We start from the raw sequence: 17,563 nt of genomic DNA on the forward strand, positions 1-17,563 counted from the left end.
CTCGGGGGAATGAGCACGCCGATCGACAGCCCGGATCAGGGCGGCCTCGCCACACTCGACCGTGAGCTCGAGGAGCTCATCCGCGAGGAGTCCATCGAGCCGGGTGACCATGAGCGGTTCTCGCACTACGTCAAGAAGGACAAGATCCTCGAATCGGCGATCACCGGCAAGCCCGTTCGCGCGCTGTGCGGCAAGAAGTGGACGCCGGGGCGCGACCCCGAGAAGTTCCCGGTGTGCCCCACGTGCAAGGAGATCTACGCCTCGCTCACCTCGTAGGCCGTCGGCAGCGCCGGATCGGCGCGGCTGAGGGCGAGAGCGGTGACGGGCAGCTCCTCCCGCACGCGCAGGTGATGCGCCCGTGCGGCGGCGACGCCGTCGGGTCCGAGGTGCGCGGCATCCGCTTCGCCCTGCTGGACCAGAGCGACCTGCAGCGGACGGGCACCGGGGTGGGCTGCGGGCGTGTCGAGCTCGTCGAAGCCGGCGGCGACGGCGACCACCTCGCCCGTCGCGACCCCGTCGACGCGGGTGCGGAACGCAGCCTTGCGTCCGCCCACGGACGCCTTCGACGTCGAGGCCTTCGCGACGGAGACCCACCCGCCGTCGGCGCCCTGCCGTGCGACGAGCTTGTAGACCATGCCCGCGGTCGGAGTGCCCGATCCCGTCACGACCGAGGTCCCGACGCCGTAGGCGTCGACGGGGGATGCCGCCAGTGCCGCGATCGCGAACTCGTCGAGGTCGCTCGTCACGGTGATGCGGGTGCCCGTGGCGCCGAGCTCGTCGAGCTGCGCGCGCACCGACGCGGCGACGGTCGGGAGGTCTCCCGAGTCGAGGCGCACGCCTCCGAGGCCCGTGCCCGCCACGCGGATCGCCGTCTCGACGCCCTGGCGGATGTCGTAGGTGTCGACGAGGAGCGTCGTGTCGGTGCCGAGCGCGTCGATCTGGCTGCGGAAGGCGTCCTCCTCGGTGTCGTGGAGCAGTGTCCACGCGTGTGCGGCCGTCCCCATGGTCGGGATGCCCCAGGTGCGCCCGGCCTCGAGGTTGCTCGTCGCGGAGAAGCCCGCGATGTAGGCGGCCCGCGCCGCGGCGACGGCGGAGCGCTCCGCCGCACGGCGCGACCCCATCTCGGCGAGCGGGCGGTCGCCGGCGGCGATGCTCATGCGCGCCGCAGCGGTGGCGACCGCCGAATCGTGGTTGAGGATGCTGAGGGCGAGGGTCTCGAGGATGACGGCCTCGGCGAACGAGCCCTCGACCGTGAGGATCGGCGAGCCGGGGAAGTAGAGCTCTCCCTCGCGGTACCCGCTGATCGTCCCGCGGAAGCGGTAGTCCTCGAGGAAGCGGATGGTCTCGGCGCTGACGATGCGGTGGTCGCGGAGGAAGGCGAGCTCCGCCTCCTCGAACCGGAAGTCGGCGAGTTCCGCGAGCAGTCGCCCGGTTCCCGCGACGACACCGAAGCGGCGTCCGCCCGGGAGGCGGCGGCCGAAGAGCTCGAACACGCAGCGGCGGTCGGCGGTGCCGTCGCGCAGCGCGGCATCCAGCATCGTGAGCTCGTAGCGGTCGGTCAGCAGCGCCGTGGACATGCCCATGCCGTCACTCTAGCCACGCGCGAGCGGACCCCCGCGCGAGACTAGGCTGGACGATCGTGACGGACGCACCGATCGGGATCTTCGACTCCGGAGTGGGCGGCCTCACCGTCGCCCGCGCTGTCTCGCAGCTGCTGCCGCGGGAGTCGGTGCTCTACATCGGCGACACGGCGCACTCCCCGTACGGACCGAAACCGATCGCCGACGTGCGGCGCTACGGCCTCGAGGTGCTCGACGCCCTCGTCGACGAGGGCGTGAAGATGCTCGTGATCGCCTGCAACACCGCGTCGGCGGCCCTCCTGCGCGACGCGCGGGAGCGGTACGACGTGCCCGTCGTCGAGGTCATCGGCCCCGCCGTGCGCACCGCCATCTCGACCACGCGCAACGGGCGGATCGGCGTCATCGGCACCGCGGGCACCATCGGCTCGGGCGTGTACCAGGACATGCTCGGCGTCAACGAGCGCCTGAGCGTCTTCGCCCAGGCCTGTCCGCGCTTCGTCGACTTCGTGGAGGCGGGGGTCACGGACACGCCCGACGTCCTGCGCGTCGCCGAGGAGTACCTCGCGCCGCTGCGTCACGCGGGGATCGACACCCTCGTGCTCGGCTGCACCCACTACCCGTTCCTCGAGGGCGCCATCAGCTACGTGATGGGCCCGGACGTGTCGCTCGTCTCGAGCGACACCGAGACCGCGAAGGACGTTTATCGTCAGCTCGTGTCGCGCGACCTGCTGGCCGGACCCGACGCGGAACCGACGCACGTCTACGAGGCGACGGGGGATTCCGCCGAGGACTTCCTCCGCCTCGCCGACCGGCTGATGGGACGCGGTGTGAGCAGTGTCCGCCTCGTCCAGACCGGTGCCATCGACCTACCGAAGGAGACCTCATGACCGAGACCACCCGTGCCGACGGCCGCGCCGTCGACCAGCTGCGCCCCGTCACCATCGAACGCGGCTGGAACGCCCACGCCGAGGGGTCGGCCCTCATCTCCTTCGGGGGCACGAAGGTGCTGTGCACCGCATCCTTCACCAACGGCGTCCCGCGCTGGCTGACCGGCAAGGGCAAGGGGTGGGTCACCGCCGAGTACGCGATGCTGCCGCGCGCGACCAACTCCCGCAACGACCGCGAGTCCATCAAGGGCAAGGTCGGCGGCCGCACCCACGAGATCTCCCGGCTGATCGGTCGCGCGCTCCGCGCGGTCGTCGACACGAAGGCGCTGGGCGAGAACACGATCGTCATCGACTGCGACGTGCTGCAGGCCGACGGCGGCACCCGCACGGCGGCGATCACGGGCGCCTACGTCGCCCTCGCGGATGCGATCGAGTGGGGCCGGGCGAAGGGGTTCGTCGGGAAGAACGCCAAGGCGCTCCTGGACTCGGTGGCGGCGGTCTCGGTCGGGATCATCGACGGTGAGCCCATGCTCGACCTCGCCTATGTCGAGGACGTCCGCGCCGAGACCGACATGAACGTCGTCGTCACCGGTCGCGGGCTGTTCGTCGAGGTGCAGGGCACCGCCGAGGGGGCGCCCTTCGACAAGCGGGAGCTCGACGCGCTGCTCGACCTCGGTGTGAACGGATGCGGCGACCTCCGCGACATCCAGCTCGCCGCCCTCGCGCAGGAGCGCGCGTGAGCCGCATCGTCCTGGCGACGCACAACGCGCACAAGGTCGAGGAGTTCGGTGCGATCGTCGCCGCGACGCGGCCCGACCTCGAGGTCGTCGGCTACGACGGACCGGAGCCCGTCGAGGACGGCGTGACGTTCGCCGAGAACGCGCTGATCAAGGCGCGCGCGGCGGCCGTCCACACGGGGCTCCCCGCGATGGCCGACGACTCCGGGATCAGCGTCGACGTTCTGGGCGGTTCGCCCGGGGTGTTCTCCGCCTACTGGGCCGGGCACCGCAAGGACGGCGTCGCGAACTACGAGCTGCTGCTCGATCAACTCTCCGACATCGCCGACCCGCATCGGACGGCGCAATTCGTGTCGACGATCGCGCTCGTCGTCCCGGGCGGCGAGGAGCACGTGGTGACGGGGGTCTGGCCGGGCCGGCTGGCGCCGGCTCCCGCGGGTGGGAACGGATTCGGCTACGACCCCGTGTTCCTGCCCGACGACGCCGGCGGGCGCACGGCCGCGGAGTTGTCCGCGGCGGAGAAGAACGCGACGTCGCACCGCGCCCGCGCATTCGAGGCGCTGGCGCCGCTGCTGGCTGCGCTCTGACGGCCGCCCGCGCATACCGCTGAGCCTGAGAATCGGACTCATTCCCGAGTAGCCCGAACCGGGCGGCAGGTCGGCCGCCCCGCCCTACCCTCGAGGTATGCACGATCACGCGCCCACCGGCATCCGCGGCGGACATCCCCGCCGTCTGCTCGCCGTCTCGCTGGGCATCACCGCGACCGTGCTCGTCGTCCAGCTCGTCGGCGCGATCCTCACGGGATCGCTCGCGCTCCTCGCGGACGCCGGGCACATGTTCACCGACAGCTCGGGTCTCGTCATCGCCCTCATCGCGGCGTCGGTGGCGGCGCGTCCCGCCGACGAACGCCAGACCTACGGCTACCAGCGGGCCGAGGTGTTCGGCGCGCTGCTCAACGCCGTCATCCTGATCGTGCTGGGCGGATGGATCGCGGTCGAGGCGATCTCGCGCCTCGTCGACCCCGCCGAGGCCGAGGTGCAGGGTCTGCCGATGCTCGTGGTCGCGGTCATCGGCCTCGTCGCGAACGGCGTCTCGCTCTACGTCCTGAGCGCCGCTCAACGCACGAGCATCAACGTCCGCGGCGCGTACCTCGAGGTGCTGGGCGACCTGGTCGGCTCCGTCGTCGTCATCCTCGCCGCCGGGGTCATCTGGCTGACGGGATGGATGCCGGCGGACGCCGTGGCCTCCCTCCTCATCGCCGCCCTCATCGTGCCCCGCGCCGTCGCCCTGCTGCGCGAGGTGTTCGCCGTGCTCGGGGAGCGCGCGCCGGCGGGGACGAAAGTCGCCGACATCCGGGATCACATCCTCGGCACCGAGGGCGTCGTCGACGTCCACGACGTCCACGTGTGGCAGCTCACCCGGGGCGCGCCGGTGTTCACCGCCCACGTGGTCGTCGCACCCGACCACTTCGCCGACGATCGCGCCGGCGCACTCCTGTCGCAGCTGCAGTCCTGCCTGTCCCGGCATTTCGACGTCGCGCACTCCACGTTCCAGCTCGAACCCGCCGGTCACGTCGAACACGACGCCCACGCCTGACGCCGGTCAGTCCTCCATCCGGACCTGGTCCGGGGTCTTGTCGGGTCGCAGACCGCGCCAGCGCGCGTGGCGGAGGGTCCCGTTCGGCGTCGCCTCGGCGTACTCGACCTCGCCGACGAGCTCAGGGCGCACCCAGAGCGCATCGGATGCCTCTTCCCGGCCGACGTCGACGAACGGGTTCTCGTCGGTGCGCAGCGGGGTGAGCGCGGCATCCAATCGTGCGAGGGTCGCGTCGCCGAAGCCGGAGCCGACACGCCCGACGTAGTGCAGCCCGTCGGGCGTCGGGATCCCCATCAGGAGCGACCCGATCCCCCCTGAGCGACCGCCCTTGCCCGGACGGATGCCGCCGATCACGATCTCCTGCATCAGGGTGAGCTTGACCTTGAGCCACTGGTCGCTGCGCTGACCACGTCGGTAGATCGACGACGGGTCCTTGACGACGACACCCTCCAGATCCATCGCGCGCGCCGTGGCGAGGGCGTCGTCGACGTCGTCGGCGATCGGGGGGAGGACGATCGGCTCGTGCGCATCGGCGGCGAGCCGTTCGAGGAGCTCCCTCCGCTGCGCGAGGGGCAGCGGCGCGGCATCCCTTCCGTCGATTTCGAGGACGTCGAACAGCAGGTATTGCACCGGGATCCGCCGCGCCTCGCGTTCGATCTCGGGCGTCTTCGTCAGGTGCATCCGGTGCTGCAGCAGCGAAAAACTCGGTCGACCGCGTCCGTCGAGAGCGACGATCTCGCCGTCCACCACGCAGGAGGCGGGACCGAACGCCGCCGCCGCGGTCACCTCGGGGTAGCGCGCCGTGATGTCGGTGCCGCTGCGGGCCCGCAGCCGCAGCGTCTGTCCGTCCCAGATGCCGAGGGCCCGCACGCCGTCCCATTTGAACTCGACCCAGGCTCCCCATCGCTCCGCCGCCCGGCGCGCCAGGGGAGGGGTGGAGGTCGTCGCGAGCATCGGCGACGGGGGCGGGAGGGGCGTGGCGGGGGAGGGCGGCGACGCGGGTGCCGGAGGAGCGGATGCGGGGGGCGCGGCATCCGTTTTCATCCGGTGCAGCAGCCACTGCGACTTCTCCCCGTCGCCGCTCGTGCGGATGAGGGCGAGCCGCACCGAACCGAGCGGACCGCCCTCGCGACCGGTCGCGGTGAAGATCACCTCGTCGTCGCGCCACTTCTCCAGCGCGAAGGTGCCGGTGTCCCAGATCGACATCGACCCGGCACCGTACTCGCCCGCCGGGATCTCGCCCGCGAAGCCCAGGTACTCCATCGGGTGCGGCTCGGTCATCACCGCGAGATGGTTCGTCGAGGGGGAGTCCGGGATGCCGCGCGGCACCGCCCAGCTGACGAGCACGCCGTCGCGTTCGAGACGCAGGTCGTAGTGCAGGCGCCGGGCGTGGTGCTCCTGGATGACGAAGCGCGCGGAGCCGGCGGACGGTGCGCCGGCGGGGGAGTCCGGCACGGGCTCGGGCGTCTTCGCCGCGGAGCGCTTCGCGATGTACGAGGCGAGCGGCCCGGCATCCGTCGGCGCCAGGGCGGCGAACAGGTCGCCGACCTCGCCCAGCCGCTCGAGGACCTCGTCGAAGAGCAGGTGGCGCAGATCGGGGTCGTCGAGCTCGTCCCAGCGGCGCGGCGCAGCGACGGTCGGCCGGTCGCGGCCCCGCAGCGAGTACGGTGCGATCGTCGTCTTCTTGCCGTTGTTCTGGCTCCAGTCGAGGAACACCTTGCCGGGACGGGCGGCCTTCGACATCTGACTGACGACGAGGTCGGGGTGGTCGGCTTCGAGCAGGCGGGCGAGTTCTTTCGCGAAGGCGCTGATCTCGTCGCTCGTGCGGGATCCGTCGAGGGGGGCGTACAGGTGGATGCCCTTGCTGCCGCTCGTGACGGGCACCGGGTCCATCCCGAGGTCGATCAGGATCGCGCGCGCCCAGCGCGCGACCTCCGCGCACTCGGCGAGCCCCGCTCCCGGGCCCGGATCGAGGTCGAGGACGAGTCGGTCGGGGTTCCGTCGTCCCCCGGTGGCGTCGAAGCGCCATTGCGGGACGTGCAGTTCGATCGAGGCGACCTGCGCGAGGTAGACGAGAGTCGGGATCCCGTCGACGAGCGGGTAGTCCTTCGCGCCGGTCGAATGCTCGATGGGCCGCCGCGCGACCCAGGGCGGCGCCCCCGCTTCGAGGTGCTTCGCGAAGAACGAGCCCTCGCCGGTCCCGTCGGGCCAGCGGATGCGGGTGACCGGCCGATCGGCGAGGTGCGGCAGCATCGCCGGCGCGATGCGGGTGAGGTAGTCGATGACCTCGCCCTTGGTCGTCCCCGTCTCCGGGTACATGACCTTGTCGAGATTCGTCAGCCGCAGGCGGCGCCCGTCGACGACGACCTCCTGGGGTGGGGCTGGCATGGGCCCAGAGTAGTGCGCAAGCCCTGTCGCAACGTGCTGTGACGGGTGTCTACTGGTGTGATGCGAGCGATCTGGAAAGGCGCCCTCACCTTCGGCCTGGTGAACGTGCCCGTCAAGGTGTACTCCGCGACCGAGGACCACGACGTGTCGCTGCACCAGGTGCACGCCGCGGACGGCGGCCGCATCCGGTATCAGCGCATCTGCGAGATCGACGGCGAGGTCGTCCCGTACGCCGAGATCGACAAGGCGTACGACGACGGCGAGCGCACCGTCGTCCTGACCTCCGACGATTTCGCGGCCCTGCCGAGCGAACGCAGCCGTGAGATCGAGGTCGTCGAGTTCGTGCCGACCGAGCAGATCGACCTGCTGACGCTCGACAAGGCGTACTACCTCGAGCCCGACTCGAAGAGTCCCAAGGCCTACGTCCTGCTGCGGCAGACGCTGGAGCAGACCGACCGCACCGCCATCGTCCGGTTCGCGCTGCGGCAGAAGACGCGGCTGGCGGCGCTCCGCGTGCGCGGCGACGTGCTCGTGCTGCAGACGCTCCTGTGGGCGGACGAGGTGCGTGAGGCGTCGTTCCCCGTGCTCGACGAGCCGGTGAAGATCTCGAGCAAGGAGCTGGAGCTCTCGGCATCCCTCGTCGACAGCTTCTCGAGCGACTTCGACCCGACCGAATTCACCGACGAGTACCAGCAGGAGCTGCGCACCCTCATCGAGGCGAAGCTCGAGAAGGGCGACGCGTTCGACACGGCCGAGACCTTCGGCGAGAAGACGGATGCCTCCGGCGGCGAGGTCATCGACCTGATGGAGGCCCTGCGGGCGAGCGTCGAGAAGAGCCGCGCCGCGCGCGCTGGCAGCGGGAAGACGGACGCTGGGAAGAAAGACGCCGCCGCCGACACGAAGCCGGCGGCGGCGAAGAAGAAGCCCGCGAAGAAGAAGGCCTCCTGATCAGGAGCGGCGGCTCTCCCCGTCGGGGCGCTCGTCGAACGCCTTGGGCTCGAGGACGAGCTGCTGCGCCTCGGCTCGGTCGGTGACGCCGTCGGGTCCGGCCGCCATCTCGCGCTTGACCTTGCGCTTCTCGGCGAAGTAGTGCCACACGATGAAGATGATGGTGCCGGCCACCGCCACCAGCAGGATGACGTCGATGTACTCGGCGACGAACTCGCCGACGCCCGGGATGAGGCTCACGAGGTAACCGACGACCGTCAGACCGAAGCCCCAGATCACGGCGCCGATCAGGTTGTAGAGCGAGTACTTGTGCCATGCCATCTTGCCGACGCCGGCGGCAACCGGGGCGAAGGTGCGCACGATCGGCACGAAACGGGCGAGGATGACCGTCACGCCGCCGTAGCGCTCGAAGAACGCATTCGTCCGCTCGACGTTGCTGCGACTGAAGAGGCCGGACTCCTTGCGTTCGAACACGGCGGGTCCGCCCTTGCGACCGATCAGGTATCCGACCTCACCGCCGAGGAACGCCGCGAGACCGATCAGCAGGCCGACCACCCAGACGTTGATCCCGAAGACGCCGTTCGGGGCGTGGGTGACCGGGTTCGACAGCAGGCCCGCCATGATCAGCAGGGTGTCACCCGGCAGCAGGAAACCGACGAGCAGGCCGGTCTCGGCGAAGACGATGAAGCAGACCACGACGAGGGCCCACGGGCCGGCCGCATTGATGATCGTCTCGGGGTCGAGCCAGGGAAGCAGTGCGAAGGGGTGCACGGAGGTCCTTCGATTCGCGGCGGTGGGCCCGCCGACGGATGGGCGCAAGGTGTGAGGCACGCGGGTGCCTCGTGCGGAAGGGGGGACTTGAACCCCCACGCCCGAAGGCACAGGAACCTAAATCCTGCGTGTCTGCCGATTTCACCACTCCCGCTGGTGCGTTCAGTCTAGGGCGCGCGGTGGGAGACGCCTGAGAGGGATATCCCGAGGATCGCGCGGCGATGCCGACCTGGTCAGGCCAGCGCGGGATCGTCCAGGAGCGGCGCCCGGAAGTTGGCGCCGACGTGCGGCCCCTGCGCGAAGTAGTGGCGGAACCCGTAGTACAGCGGTCGCCACGCGTCGGTGTCCACGCGGTCCTGCCCCTCCCGCAGGATCCCTTCGTGCGCGTGGACCTGCAGGACCTGCGCCTCCACGGCGACGGCGTCGCCACCGTCGATGCCGACGACCTGCGCCACACGAGCCTCGATCTGCACCGGGCACTCGGCCACACGTGCCGCCGTCACCGTGTCCGACGGGAGGGGGGTGAGACCGCCGAGGGTCCACTTGTCGGGCTCGTGGCGGTAGGCGGGTCTCTTGGCCTCGGGCACCGGGTGACGCCCCGTCGTCGGCGCGATCGCCTCGACCGCGCCGACGAGGTCGGATGACGGCAGGTTGATCACGAGTTCGCCGACGCGGCGGAGGTTGGCGACCGCCTGGCCGTCGGCGCCGAGCCCCAGCATGTAGCGGTCGCCCAGCGCCCAGGCGGAGGAAATCGGGCTGATGTTCGAGGACCCGTCGGGATTCACCGTGGTGATCAACGCGACCGGGGTCCCGAAGTACAGCACGGGCAGTTCGACACGTCGCGTTCCGTCCATCCTTCGATTCTCGCCTCCCGCCGACAGTGCGTCCGCAGTCCACCTGGAGCCGGTGGCATGTGGATAACTCCCGCGCCGGGCGGGGTCGGGTTGCGAGGATCCCTGGCCATGAGCATCACGTCCGCCCCGACGTCGACCCGCGGGCTCGCCGCGGTCGCCGAGCGGGTGCGCGAGCGGCTGCGCAGCGAGCAGGTCGACCCGTCGCGAGACCCCGACCGCGCAGCATTCATCGCTCGCGCCGAGGTGCGTCGCCACAACGACTTCGCCCTCGCGCGAGGCGTGGAGGTCATCGAGGACGAAGCAGGGTCCGTCCGCGACATCCTGTCGACCGTCGCAGGGTACGGCCCCCTGCAGGCGCTCCTCGACGACCCGGAGGTCGAGGAGATCTGGATCAACGCGCCCGACCGCGTCTACGTCGCCCGCGAGGGGCGCAGCGAACGCGCACCGATCGTCCTGACCGACGCGGCCGTGCGCGACCTGGTCGAGCGGATGCTGCACGCCACCGGCCGCCGCGTCGACCTCAGCCAACCGTTCGTCGACGCGTCGCTGCCGGACGGGTCGCGCCTGCACGTCGTCATCCCCGATATCACGCGCCGGCACTGGGCGGTGAACATCCGGAAGTTCCTCACCCGCTTCCGCACCCTGGACGACCTCGTCACCGCCGGGTCCGTCGCCCCCGAGGCGGCGGCGATCCTCCGCACCGCGATGCGCGAGGGTACGAGCGTCGTCGTCTCGGGCGCGACGCACGCCGGCAAGACCACGCTGCTCGGCGCCCTCATCGCCGCCGCACCGGCGCACCACCGGATCGTGACGGTGGAGGAGACGTTCGAGTTGAACGCGCAGGCCCCCGACCTCGTCGCGCTGCAGGGCCGTCAGCCCAGCCTCGAAGGGACCGGCGAGGTGTCGCTGCGCCGGCTCGTGAAGGAAGCGCTCCGCATGCGGCCCGACCGCCTCGTCGTCGGCGAGGTCCGCGATGCGGAGGCCCTCGACCTGCTGCTCGCCCTGAACACGGGCGTCCCGGGCGCCGCCACGATCCACGCCAACTCGGCGCCCGACGCGCTCCGCAAGCTCGGCTCGCTCCCGTTGCTGGCCGGGCGGAACATCGACCGTGACTTCCTCCTGCCCGCGATCGCCGCCTCGGTCGGTCTGGTCGTCCACTGCCGGCGGGATGCCGACGGTCGCCGCGCCGTCCTCGAGATCGTCGCGCCGACCGGCCGAGTCGTCGACGGCGTGGTCGAGACCCGCACGCTCTTCGGGGGTGCTCCGGCATGACCGTCCTCCTCGGCATCACCCTCGCGGCGGGCATTCTGCTCGCCCTGTCGCCGTGGCTCTGGCCGCCGCGCGCGGGGGAGCCGGCGCCCGTGCGGCGCGATGCGGCATCCGCTCGTCTCCTGCAGAGCGCCGGATTCGGCCATGCGACGCCCGGGCACCTCGCGGCGGTCTCCTGTGCCGCGGCGGCGCTCTCGGGGGCGGTCGTCTGGCTCGTCACCGCCCTGCCCGCGTTCGCGGCCGTCGCAGCCGTGGCGGGATTCTTCGCGCCCGCCGGGTGGCTGCGGGGTCGCGCCCGCCGGCGTCAGAAGAGCCGCCGTCAGCTGTGGCCGGACGTGTGCGACCTCCTGGTCGCCTCGGTACGGTCCGGGATGTCGCTTCCCGACGCGGTCTCCGCGCTCGGCGAGGTCGGACCGCCGCCGCTGCGTCCCGCGTTCGCGGCCTTCGCGTCGGACGTGTCGGCGTCGGGGCACTTCGATTCGAGCGCGCTGCGCCTCAAGGCCCGGCTGGCCGATCCCGTCGCCGACCGCATCATCGAGGCGCTCCGGATGGCCCGTCAGGTCGGCGGGACGGAGCTCACGAGCGTCCTCCGCGCGCTGTCCGGCTCGGTGCGGGCGGACGCGGCGCTGCGTGCCGAGATCGAAGCGCGTCAGTCCTGGATCCGCGGGGCCGCGGTGCTCGGCGTCGTCGCGCCGTGGATCATCCTCGGCCTGCTCGCCCTGCGTCCCGAAGGAGCGACGGCCTACAGCAGCCCCGAGGGCGTCGCGGTGATCCTGCTCGGCGCCGCTGTCTCGGTGGTCGCGTTCCGACTCATGGTCGGCATCGGACGCCTTCCCGAGCCTCGGCGGTGGTTCGCATGAACGCCCTGACGGAGCTCGCGCTCGCGATCGTGCTCGGCGGCGCCTTCGCGGCCGGCGTCGTGCTCGTCGCGACCCGGGTCCCACGGCTGGCGGCGCCCACGCTGTCGCGGCGCATCGCGCCCTATCTTCGGGACATCGCCGACCCGCGCGGTCTCACCCCCCTCGAGTCCGCCGGGACGGACTGGCGCACGCGCCGCGATCGATTCATGGCCGCGTTCGGGGGAGCCGCCCGTCTCGAGCAGCGGCTGCGGCAGGCCGGCTGGACGCAGGATGCGGCCGGGTTCCGTGCGCGGCAACTCACCTGGATCGTGGTGGGTGCACTGGCGGGAGGGGCCGTCCTGGTCCTTCTGGCCCTCGTCGGCCGGATGAGTCCGGGAGCCGTGCTGCTTCCTCCGGTGGCCGGGGCGGCCGCGGCGGCCGTGCTGGATCTGCGGCTGACGTCGGCGGGGCGCCGACGCCGGGCGCGCGTCGAGGAGGAGCTGCCGACGCTCCTCGAGTTCCTCTCGCTCTGCCTCGCCGCGGGCGAAGGCTTGCGCGACGCCCTCCGCCGCGTCGGGGAGATCGGCTCGGGTGAGTTGACGGCGGAGATCCGCCGCGCCGTCCTCGACAGCGGAACCGGGTCGAACCTGTCGGACGCCCTCGTGGACCTCGGCCGGCGGCTCGACGTGCCGGCACTGTCGCGCGCGCTCGAGCACCTCGTCGCGGCCATCGACCGCGGTGCGCCGTTGGCGGGGGTCCTGCAGGCGCAGGCCGGCGACGCCCGCGAGGACGCCAAACGCTCGCTCATCGAACGCGCCGGCAAGAAGGAGATCGCGATGCTCTTCCCGATCGTCTTCCTGCTGCTGCCCATGAGCGTCCTCTTCGCCGTCTTCCCCGGCATCGTCATGCTGCGGCTCGGGGTCGGCTGACACCTGACCGAAAGGAGAACATCATGATCCGTTCCACTCTGTCCCGTTTGCGCACCGCCTGGGGTGCCGTGCTCGGGGACGTCCGCGACGACGAGCGGGGCGACGTGCCCGGCTGGGTGTTGATCACCCTCATGACCGCCGGACTCGTCGTCGTCATCTGGGCCCTGGCAGGTCCCGCGCTCGCCCAGCTCTTCGAGCAGGCGATCGACCAGGTCTCGAGCTTCTGAGGACGTCGACGTGCGCCGGCTGCTCTCCGATGAACGCGGCTCGACTCCGGTCGAGTTCGTCCTCGTCGGCGTGCTGCTGACCGTGCTCACCCTCGGTGTCCTGCAACTGGGGCTCGCCGTGTACGTCCGCAACGTCGTCCACGACGCGGCGGTCGAGGGGGCGTACCACGCGGCCCTCGCCGATGTGGAGACCGCGGCGGGGGCGCAGCGCGCCCGGGATGTCGTGGAGCGCGCCGTGGGCGACGGTTTCGTCGAGAGTGCCACCGCTTCGGAATCGACCGCGCTCGGGTACGACACCGTTGCGGTGACCGTGACGACACGGCTGCCCCTCATCGGCCTCCTCGGCGTGCCGCACGGGTGGGAGGTGACCGTCCATGCCCCGGCGGAGACCTTCGAGTGATCGCCTCCTCGGCGACGAGCGCGGGTCGGCCGCACTCGAGTTCATCGTGGGCGGTGTCATCCTCCTCGTCCCGATCGTCTACCTCATCGTCACCCTCGGGATCATCCAGTCGCACGCGCTGGGCGTCGAGGCGGCCTCTCGGCATGTCGCACGCGCCGTCGCGTCAGCGGAGAGCGTGCAGGATGCCGACGCCCGGGCAGCGGCGGTCCTCGACTCCCTCGTGCGCGAGTACGAGATCGACGCGGACACGCTCGCCGTGGACGTTTCCTGCGTCGGCCGGCCGACGGAGTGCCCGGGCGCAGGCGAGACCGTCCGGGTGACGGTCGCGGCCTCCGTGCCGCTGCCGCTCGTGCCGCCGGTCCTCGGGCTCGACGAGGCGACCCGCGTGGGCGTCGAGTCGTCGTCCGTGCAGAAGGTCTCGCGCTACTGGAGCGACGGATGAAGGCCCGCGACGAGGACGGCAGCATCCTGATCCTGACGATCGGCTACGCGCTCCTGGCACTGGTGCTCGTCTTCGTGTGCGTCGACGCGACGAGTCTGTACCTCGCGCAGAAGCGGACGCAGGCGGCCGCGGATGCCGCGGCTCTCGCAGGCGCCGACGGGTTCACGCTCGAGGTGCACGGGGATCAGCCGCGCGCGGAGCTGACGGATGCCGGCGTGCGGGAGCAGGCGGAGGCGCTGGTCGCGGCGGACGGCGAGGTCGCGCTCGTCTCGGCATCCACCCCCGACGGGGTGTCGGCCCGCGTGACGGTGTCGACGACGTGGCATCCACCGATCTCGTCGATCTTCGTCCCCGCGGGGGTGGTGCTCGATGCGACCGCGACGAGCCGCACCTCGCTGGACTGAACCGATGGACGAGAATGACGTCATGGTACCGGGGACCGATGCCACCGACCCGCACTCGTGCCCGATGATGAGCACGATGGTCGCCGACCCGCGATTCGCGGTGCGGTACACCCCTCGTGATCGCAGCTACGCCATCGAGGAACGCGGCGACCACGCCCCCGGCGACCTGCGGGTCGTCCAGCGGATCGACTTCTGTCCGTGGTGCGGCGAGCGGCTTCCGACGGATCTGAGCGAGCAGTGGTGGGATGCCGTGGATCGGGTCACCGGCGGCGCGTACGAGCTCGGAGACCCGCTCACCTCACTCCCGGAGCAGTACCGGACCGATGCGTGGTGGCGAGGCCGATTCGACGACGAGGGCAACCCCGTCCTGGGGCCGGAGCCGTGATCACCCGAGGGAGCCGGCGCGGCGATCAGCCTTCTGCAGCCCTGCGGATGAGCTCGAATCGCCGATCCGTCTCGGCGCGCTGGGCCGCCACGGTCGTGACCGTGTCGGGATCGGCGGGTGCGAACACGTCGACGAGGTCGCCGACGCGGTCCTCACCCATTCGATAGGCGCGCAGCCCGCCGCCCTGATCCCGCGCCATCCCGCTCGGCCAGACGTCGGCCTGCGCACCGACGACGCCGATGCGCCAGCCCCGCGGCTCGAGGTGCTCGCGAACCCGGCACAGAGCCTCGAAGGCGTCATCGGCGACCTCTTCGATCGTCTCGACGGCGTCGGAGGACAGCCAGACGGCGTAGCGCCACCCCTCCCGGCGCCAGGTGAGACTCGCGCGGACCGTGAGGTCGCCCCGACGCATCGCGATCGCCGTCGTGTCGCTGGTCAGGGGCGGCGGTCCACGTGCGGCAGGAAACGGGGCAACCAGCGCACGAAGGCGACGGCACCCAGCACGCCGATCAGACCGACCGCCCCGGCGGCGAACGACAGGGACGAGATCGCGGTGATGCCGGTCACGATCAGCGGGGTCGTGGCACCACCGGCATCCGTCAGCGTCCGCCAGGACCCGAGGAAGGGAGCGGGATCGTCCTTGGGAGCGAGGTCCGCACCGATGGTGAGGAGGATGCCGCTGGACAGCCCGTTCCCGACGCCGAGGACGGCGGCGAACATCGCGAACCACATCTCGGCGGACGCTCCGTCGTGGGTCACGGAGAGGGCGAGGAAGCCGCTGCCCATCAGGATCATCGCCGGCAGCGCGGCCCAGAGGCGTCCGAAGCGGTCCATGACCTGGCCGCTCGCATAGAAGAGGGCGAAGTCGAGCGCCCCGGAGATGCCGACGACGAGGGCGATCGTCTGCGCGTCGAGGCCGATCGACACGCCCCACAGCGGCAGCACCACCTGACGGGCCGACCGCACGGCCGACAGGCACGCCGCTGCGAGTCCCACGCGCGAAAGCACCCGCCGGTGCCGCCACATCGTCCGGAACACGCCGATGCGCTCGGCCACCGGGATCGATCCCGTCACCGGCTCGCCCGAGTCCTCGGCATCGTGGCTGTGCACGGGCTGCGCGACGAACTGCTTCTCCGGATCGGGACCGAAGGTGACCAGGACGATGAGGGCCGCGAGGCAGACGGCGAAGAACCAGATGGTCGCCCGCTCGTCGCCGAACAATCCGATGAGCGCGGCGGCGATGAACGGGCCGGTGAACATGCCGAGCCGGAACGTGCCGCCGAGCAGCGAGAGGGCGCGGGCGCGGAACAGCACCGGCACACGCGTCGTCATGAAGGAGTGCCGCGCCAAACCGAACGCCGCGGCGCAGAACCCGATGAGGAAGACGGCGCCGGCGAACACGGGCAGCGACGGCAGGAGCGCTGCCGTCAGGGAGACCCCGAGGGCGAGGGCTCCCGCGGCGATCATCGTGGCCCGTTCGCCGACGCGCGCGACGGCCCAGCCGGCGGGGAGGTTCCCGATGAGCTGGCCCACGACGAGCATCGACGCGATCAGCGCCGAGAGGGCGACGTCGGCGCCGAGAGAGCCGGCGAGACTCGGGATGAGGGGGAGGACCGCACCCTCGCCGATGGCGAACAGGACGGTCGGTGCATAGACCATGGGGCCGAATCGCCAGAGCACATCTCGAGCAGCGGGGGAGTCGGGGCGGTCGGTCATCCCCATCCACGTTACTCTGGAGTGTCATGCTTGAATTCGATCCGTCTGCGGACATCCAGGCCCTCCGTTCCACCTTCGGTGAGATCAAGGCGGTCGTCGACGTCGACGCTCTCTCCGCCGAGATCGCCCGTCTGTCCGAAGAGGCGGGCGCCCCCGACCTCTGGGACGACGTCGAGAAAGCACAGAAGGTCACCAGCGCCCTCAGCCACCGCCAGTCCGAGCTCAAGCGCGTCACCGAGGTGGAGCAGCGGCTCGACGACCTCGAGGTGCTCGTCGAGCTCGCGCAGGAGATGGACGACGAGGACTCCGCCGAGGAGGCCCGCCGGGAGATCGCCGACCTCGAGAAGGTCATCAGCCAGCTCGAGGTGCAGACGCTCCTCGACGGCGAGTACGACGACCGCGGGGCGGTCGTCACGATCCGCTCCGGCGCCGGCGGCGACGATGCCACCGACTTCGCCGAGATGCTCATGCGCATGTACCTGCGCTGGGCCGAACGCCACAAGTACCCCGTCAAGGTGATGGACACGTCCTACGCTGAGGGCGCCGGGATCAAGTCCGCCACCTTCGAAGTGGATGCGCCGTACGCGTATGGCACGCTCTCGGTCGAGGCGGGCACCCACCGCCTCGCGCGGATCAGCCCCTTCGGCTCGGCCGACAAGCGCCAGACGAGCTTCGCCGCCGTCGAGGTGATCCCCGTTATGGAGGAGGCCCAGGAGGTCGACATCCCCGAGGGCGACATCCGCGTCGACGTGTTCCGCTCGTCGGGGCCCGGCGGACAGTCGGTCAACACGACCGACTCGGCCGTGCGACTGACCCACATCCCGACGGGCATCGTCGTCTCGATGCAGAACGAGAAGAGCCAGATCCAGAACCGCGCGGCCGCGATGCGCGTCCTGCAGACCCGACTCATGCTGCTGCAGAAGGAGGAGGAGGCGGCGAAGAAGAAGGAGCTCGCCGGCACCATCACCGCGAGCTGGGGCGACCAGATGCGCTCGTACTTCCTCTACGGTCAGCAACTCGTGAAGGACCTGCGCACGGGACACGAGGTGGGCAACCCCGCGGTCGTGTTCGACGGCGACCTCGACGGCTTCATCGCGGCCGGCATCCGCTGGCGCAAGCGCAAGGACGACGACTGAGTCGACGCGGAGGAATCTCTTCGAGATTTTCTCATCCACCTGCATCCACAGTCGG

The 17,563-nt window shown here is 71.1% G+C and carries 21 protein-coding genes and 1 tRNA gene; 15 read left to right on the forward strand and 7 right to left on the reverse strand.

Translation table 11 applies throughout. The annotated features are described in order from the left end of the window. The first annotated feature begins 9 nt into the window (after positions 1 to 9). Entirely contained in the window at positions 10 to 276 is a 267-nt protein-coding gene (locus NH287_RS01460; protein ID WP_064001855.1) for a DUF3039 domain-containing protein, read from the forward strand. Here the strand turns inward: NH287_RS01460 and NH287_RS01465 are convergent. Next, the gene (locus NH287_RS01465; RefSeq protein WP_253034195.1) at positions 255 to 1,583 is read right to left on the reverse strand and encodes a nicotinate phosphoribosyltransferase; all 1,329 of its coding nucleotides are present in this window, start codon (positions 1,581 to 1,583) and stop codon (positions 255 to 257) included. The two genes, NH287_RS01460 and NH287_RS01465, sit on opposite strands and share 22 nt — an antisense overlap. 56 nt (positions 1,584 to 1,639) lie before the next feature. Between NH287_RS01465 and murI the strand changes: the two genes are divergently transcribed. The 4 genes from murI (at position 1,640) to NH287_RS01485 (ending at position 4,800) form a co-directional block, all read left to right on the forward strand. Then, positions 1,640 to 2,467, forward strand: coding sequence for a glutamate racemase (gene murI / locus NH287_RS01470; protein ID WP_064001857.1), 828 nt, complete (start codon positions 1,640 to 1,642; stop codon positions 2,465 to 2,467). Beyond that, positions 2,464 to 3,207: a ribonuclease PH gene (rph, locus tag NH287_RS01475; protein ID WP_253034196.1), complete on the forward strand. Its 744-nt coding sequence runs from the start codon at positions 2,464 to 2,466 to the stop codon at positions 3,205 to 3,207. Before murI ends, rph begins: the two co-directional genes overlap by 4 nt. Next, positions 3,153 to 3,791 (forward strand): RdgB/HAM1 family non-canonical purine NTP pyrophosphatase, encoded by a 639-nt coding sequence (rdgB, locus tag NH287_RS01480; RefSeq protein ID WP_253034197.1) that lies wholly within the window; start codon positions 3,153 to 3,155, stop codon positions 3,789 to 3,791. The genes rph and rdgB overlap by 55 nt, the downstream gene beginning before the upstream one ends. Before the next feature lie 97 nt (positions 3,792 to 3,888). Further along, positions 3,889 to 4,800: a cation diffusion facilitator family transporter gene (locus tag NH287_RS01485; RefSeq protein WP_253034198.1), complete on the forward strand. Its 912-nt coding sequence runs from the start codon at positions 3,889 to 3,891 to the stop codon at positions 4,798 to 4,800. 6 nt (positions 4,801 to 4,806) lie between these two features. Here NH287_RS01485 and NH287_RS01490 read toward each other — a convergent pair whose 3' ends face one another. After that, on the reverse strand, positions 4,807 to 7,188 hold the full coding sequence (locus NH287_RS01490) for an ATP-dependent DNA ligase (protein ID WP_253034199.1): 2,382 nt from the start codon (positions 7,186 to 7,188) through the stop codon (positions 4,807 to 4,809). Positions 7,189 to 7,248: 60 nt separating this feature from the next. On the opposite strand from NH287_RS01490, the gene NH287_RS01495 reads away from it, so the two are divergent. After that, positions 7,249 to 8,136: a Ku protein gene (locus NH287_RS01495; protein WP_217530167.1), complete on the forward strand. Its 888-nt coding sequence runs from the start codon at positions 7,249 to 7,251 to the stop codon at positions 8,134 to 8,136. On the opposite strand, the gene NH287_RS01500 is transcribed toward NH287_RS01495, so the two are convergent. The 3 genes from NH287_RS01500 to NH287_RS01510 all read right to left on the reverse strand — a co-directional run bounded on the left by NH287_RS01500 (position 8,137) and on the right by NH287_RS01510 (position 9,761). Beyond that, positions 8,137 to 8,907: a VTT domain-containing protein gene (locus NH287_RS01500; protein ID WP_253034200.1), complete on the reverse strand. Its 771-nt coding sequence runs from the start codon at positions 8,905 to 8,907 to the stop codon at positions 8,137 to 8,139. It abuts the gene before it with no gap. 72 nt (positions 8,908 to 8,979) lie between these two features. After that, positions 8,980 to 9,061, reverse strand: a tRNA-Leu gene (locus NH287_RS01505). A 79-nt stretch (positions 9,062 to 9,140) separates the two neighbouring features. Beyond that, positions 9,141 to 9,761 carry a flavin reductase family protein gene (locus tag NH287_RS01510; protein ID WP_253034201.1) on the reverse strand — a complete coding sequence of 207 codons (621 nt, stop codon included), beginning with the start codon at positions 9,759 to 9,761 and terminating at the stop codon, positions 9,141 to 9,143. A gap of 108 nt (positions 9,762 to 9,869) precedes the next feature. On the opposite strand from NH287_RS01510, the gene NH287_RS01515 reads away from it, so the two are divergent. The 8 genes from NH287_RS01515 to NH287_RS01550 are packed head-to-tail and all read left to right on the forward strand — an operon-like array spanning position 9,870 to position 14,656. Then, positions 9,870 to 11,033: a CpaF family protein gene (locus NH287_RS01515; protein WP_253034202.1), complete on the forward strand. Its 1,164-nt coding sequence runs from the start codon at positions 9,870 to 9,872 to the stop codon at positions 11,031 to 11,033. Beyond that, entirely contained in the window at positions 11,030 to 11,890 is an 861-nt protein-coding gene (locus NH287_RS01520) for a type II secretion system F family protein (RefSeq protein ID WP_253034203.1), read from the forward strand. Before NH287_RS01515 ends, NH287_RS01520 begins: the two co-directional genes overlap by 4 nt. Beyond that, entirely contained in the window at positions 11,887 to 12,798 is a 912-nt protein-coding gene (locus NH287_RS01525) for a type II secretion system F family protein (RefSeq protein WP_253034204.1), read from the forward strand. The genes NH287_RS01520 and NH287_RS01525 overlap by 4 nt, the downstream gene beginning before the upstream one ends. A 23-nt stretch (positions 12,799 to 12,821) precedes the next feature. Beyond that, a complete protein-coding gene (locus tag NH287_RS01530; protein WP_217530155.1) occupies positions 12,822 to 13,025 on the forward strand; it encodes a hypothetical protein in 204 nt (67 codons plus the stop codon). Positions 13,026 to 13,035: 10 nt separating this feature from the next. After that, a complete protein-coding gene (locus NH287_RS01535; protein WP_253034205.1) occupies positions 13,036 to 13,425 on the forward strand; it encodes a TadE/TadG family type IV pilus assembly protein in 390 nt (129 codons plus the stop codon). Next, positions 13,400 to 13,867: a TadE/TadG family type IV pilus assembly protein gene (locus tag NH287_RS01540; protein ID WP_253034206.1), complete on the forward strand. Its 468-nt coding sequence runs from the start codon at positions 13,400 to 13,402 to the stop codon at positions 13,865 to 13,867. The genes NH287_RS01535 and NH287_RS01540 overlap by 26 nt, the downstream gene beginning before the upstream one ends. Continuing rightward, positions 13,864 to 14,271, forward strand: coding sequence for a pilus assembly protein TadG-related protein (locus tag NH287_RS01545; RefSeq protein WP_253034207.1), 408 nt, complete (start codon positions 13,864 to 13,866; stop codon positions 14,269 to 14,271). The genes NH287_RS01540 and NH287_RS01545 overlap by 4 nt, the downstream gene beginning before the upstream one ends. A 4-nt stretch (positions 14,272 to 14,275) precedes the next feature. Continuing rightward, a complete protein-coding gene (locus NH287_RS01550; protein ID WP_253034208.1) occupies positions 14,276 to 14,656 on the forward strand; it encodes a hypothetical protein in 381 nt (126 codons plus the stop codon). 25 nt (positions 14,657 to 14,681) lie between these two features. Here NH287_RS01550 and NH287_RS01555 read toward each other — a convergent pair whose 3' ends face one another. Together NH287_RS01555 and NH287_RS01560 are read right to left on the reverse strand one after the other, a co-directional pair. Then, positions 14,682 to 15,068 carry a hypothetical protein gene (locus tag NH287_RS01555; RefSeq protein WP_253034209.1) on the reverse strand — a complete coding sequence of 129 codons (387 nt, stop codon included), beginning with the start codon at positions 15,066 to 15,068 and terminating at the stop codon, positions 14,682 to 14,684. Between the two features lie 23 nt (positions 15,069 to 15,091). Continuing rightward, positions 15,092 to 16,372 (reverse strand): MFS transporter, encoded by a 1,281-nt coding sequence (locus tag NH287_RS01560; protein WP_253034210.1) that lies wholly within the window; start codon positions 16,370 to 16,372, stop codon positions 15,092 to 15,094. A gap of 26 nt (positions 16,373 to 16,398) precedes the next feature. On the opposite strand from NH287_RS01560, the gene prfB reads away from it, so the two are divergent. After that, positions 16,399 to 17,508: a peptide chain release factor 2 gene (gene prfB / locus NH287_RS01565; RefSeq protein ID WP_253034211.1), complete on the forward strand. Its 1,110-nt coding sequence runs from the start codon at positions 16,399 to 16,401 to the stop codon at positions 17,506 to 17,508. Positions 17,509 to 17,563 lie beyond the last annotated feature (55 nt).

Origin of the sequence: Microbacterium sp. CnD16-F (assembly GCF_024124465.1) — a bacterium.
Lineage (GTDB): Bacteria > Actinomycetota > Actinomycetes > Actinomycetales > Microbacteriaceae > Microbacterium > Microbacterium gawkjiense.